A 3,041-nucleotide genomic window follows, 5' to 3' on the forward strand; every position below is an offset into this window, starting at 1 on the left:
AGCGTTTGGAATTCAGAAATAGATTGTCGAACAATGCCCTCGCGGTATCGACCGACGGCGTCTCGCCGGGACGGAGACGACGGTAGATTTCAACCATCGCTTCCTCCTTCGACCCGATTTTCTCCATCTCCAAGGTATCAAGAATCACCGGAGTCGCGGTCGCCATATCCAGATAAATAACTTTGAATTCTTCCACATCGCTTTCAGCGATCTGCTCGACCATCTCGGCTGTCAATCGCTGATTCTTCTCTGTCAATTTGTTCTTCTTCGAGTCGACCAATTCCGTGAGAATGGCACGCCCCACCAACTCTGCTGGCAGTAAGGGGATTTCCTTCACTCCCGACGCCTTTAGCTTGGCAATCAGGCCTCTCGTCAACCTGGCTCCTTCCCGCACCAGCGGTTCCTTGCCGCCTTTGTCGGTCACCTCGGCGGAACACCGAAGTCCATGGTGGATTTCCGGATCAAGCTTGCGGAACATCTTCCCCTTCGACACGCGAATCTCTTCGACAGGGTAATACATCTTCAGCAAGTCGTCGCTCGAAAAACCGAAGGCTTTCAACAGAATGGTAGCCGGCATTTTCCGACGGCGATCGATCCGTACATAGAGAATATCCCTAGCATCGAATTCGAAGTCGAGCCATGAGCCCCGATAGGGAATAATTCGGGCCGAGTACAACACCTTGCCGCTCGCATGGGTTCGACCCTTGTCATGCGTAAACGACGCGCCCGGCGACCGGTGAAGCTGACTGACGACGACTCGCTCGGTCCCGTTGACGATAAAAGTTCCTCGCTCGGTCATGAGCGGCAATTCACCAACATAGACTTCCTGCTCACGCACATCGAGCACTTTCTTGCGAGGTCCCTTATCCTCCTTATCGAGCACCACCAGCCGGACACGCAGTTTCAACGGAACCGCGAAGGTCATACCCTGTTCAAGACATTCGCGCTCGTCGTACTTTGGCGTCCCCAAGGTGTAACTCGAGAATTCGAGCACAGCCGTGTTGTTATAATCCGGAATTGGAAACACGCTGGCCAACGCCGCCTGCAACCCATAATCCTTCCGACGCTCCGATTCGACCTCAAACTGCAAAAACTCTTCGTAGGAGCGCTTCTGAATTTCGATCAGATCGGGAATATCGATGTTGGTTCGAATGCGAGAAAAATCTTTCCGCTCGACGAACTCCTGCAGAGTCGTTTCGGACATTCCTACTCCTCCACGCTGGTTGGCGGTGAACAGCAGCCACCTGTCGCGACACATTTCCAAGACACCACGATACGTCGGTCTTCAGAGAAATTGAAAGAGCCGCGACGATGACGAACGAGCTTCTTACTTGATTTCGACTTTGGCACCGCTTTCTTCGAGCTTCTTCTTCACGGTATCGGCTTCTTCCTTGGCCACTCCGGTCTTGACCGGCTTCGGCGCGCCCTCCACGAGATCCTTGGCTTCCTTCAGGCCAAGACTCGTGAGCTCACGCACCACCTTAATGATCTGGATTTTCTTGTCGGCCGGTGCCGACGCGAGAACGACGTCGAATGCCGTCTTCTCTTCGGCAGGAGCAGCCGCCCCACCGCCCGCCGCCGGAGCCGCAGCCACTGCGACCGGCGCCGCCGCCGTCACGCCAAACCGCGTCTCAAGCCCTTTCACCAGTTCCGCCAGATCGAGCACGCTCATGCTTTCGATCGCCTTGATCAATTCCTCTTGTGATAATTTTGCTTCCGTAGCTGGCATGTCCCCTTCTCCTTTCCGTTTATCTTGAATGGCTGCAATGACTCGCACAAACTTCGACAAGACCGCGCTCAAAGTATAGACGACGCCGCGAATCGGCCCCTGCATGGCCGAAAGTAACATTGCCACGAGCACTTCTTTCTTCGGCAGCTTCGCAACGGCGACCAGTTCATCCGGCTGGAGGATTTTGCCTTCCAGCACCCCGGCCGTCATCCGAATCTTCTCTTCGCGCTTCTCCGCTCCGATGAAATCCTTCAGCACCTTCGTGGGCAACACCGGATCGTCATAGCCGATGATCACCCCGGTCGGACCTTTGAGATGAGCTTTGAGTCCGGCCAATATCGTCCCTTCCGCGGGGCGCGCCGCTGGCATCTTCTTTCCGATTCGATATTCCGCCTTTGCTCCACGGAGTTGTTTGCGCAACTCGGTAACTTGGTTGACCGGAAGACCGACACATTCCGTCAGAATGGCTAGCCGCGCGCGACCGAATTTTTCAGTCAATTCCGCCACTGCCGTAATCTTCTCTTCCTTCTTCATCGCTTCCTCTCTCGTCGCTAATCATTATTCATTTACATATACACGTAGCACGTAACCCGTCCCGCAAATCATGACGAACAATTCATGCCGAACGCGTTTCTCAGCTCCACTGCTTGGTCAGCGCAACGGTATCCAATTTCACACCGGGCCCCATCGTGCTCGCGATCGTGGCGCTTTTGAGATAACGCCCCTTGCATGAGGCCGGCTTCGCCTTGATGACGGATTCAATAATGGCCGACGCATTGTCGTACAGCTTTACAGGATCGAAGGATACTTTTCCCACCGGCACATGTACGATACCGGCCTTCTCAACCTTGAACTCGACACGCCCCTTTCGGATGTCGGTGACCGCTTTTCCAACTTCGAAAGTCACGGTGCCGGTCTTGGGATTCGGCATCAGCCCGCGAGGCCCAAGCACCTTACCGAGTTTTCCGACAGAGGCCATAAGGTCCGGCGTGGCAATTGCGCAATCGAAATCCATCCACCCGCCCTTGATTTTTTCCATCAAGTCGTCGGCCCCAACATAGTCAGCCCCCGCTTGCCGCGCTTCCTGCTCCTTTTCACCTTTAGCAAATACCAGGACACGAACCTTTTTCCCTGTTCCATGGGGAAGCGAAGCCGTCCCTCGAACCAGTTGATCCGAGCGCTTCGGATCGATTCCCAGCCTGAGCGCGAGATCGACCGATTCATCAAACTTCGCATAGGCCGACCGCTTCACGGTTTCAACAGCCTCCCGCAACCCAAAGACGCGCGGCTCGACATTCTTGATCGCCGCATT

The 3,041-nt window shown here is 54.9% G+C and carries 2 protein-coding genes and 2 pseudogenes; all 4 read right to left on the reverse strand.

Features of this window, described 5'->3' with window-relative positions; translation table 11 throughout:
* Positions 1–1,204 (reverse strand): annotated as a pseudogene (locus ACOSYY_RS03530) (DNA-directed RNA polymerase subunit beta); the annotation flags it as partial.
* A gap of 123 nt (positions 1,205–1,327) precedes the next feature.
* A complete protein-coding gene (rplL, locus tag ACOSYY_RS03535; RefSeq protein ID WP_421660889.1) occupies positions 1,328–1,729 on the reverse strand; it encodes a 50S ribosomal protein L7/L12 in 402 nt (133 codons plus the stop codon).
* A gap of 27 nt (positions 1,730–1,756) precedes the next feature.
* Positions 1,757–2,263, reverse strand: a pseudogene (gene rplJ / locus ACOSYY_RS03540) (50S ribosomal protein L10); the annotation flags it as partial.
* A 100-nt stretch (positions 2,264–2,363) separates the two neighbouring features.
* Entirely contained in the window at positions 2,364–3,032 is a 669-nt protein-coding gene (gene rplA, locus ACOSYY_RS03545) for a 50S ribosomal protein L1 (protein ID WP_421660890.1), read from the reverse strand.
* Positions 3,033–3,041 lie beyond the last annotated feature (9 nt).

This window comes from Nitrospira sp. BLG_2 (assembly GCF_049222245.1).

Excerpts from the sequence above, each read along its gene's own strand:
- rplL (WP_421660889.1), bottom strand. The coding sequence starts at position 1,729 with ATGCCAGCTACGGAAGCAAAATTATCACAAGAGGAATTGATCAAGGCG.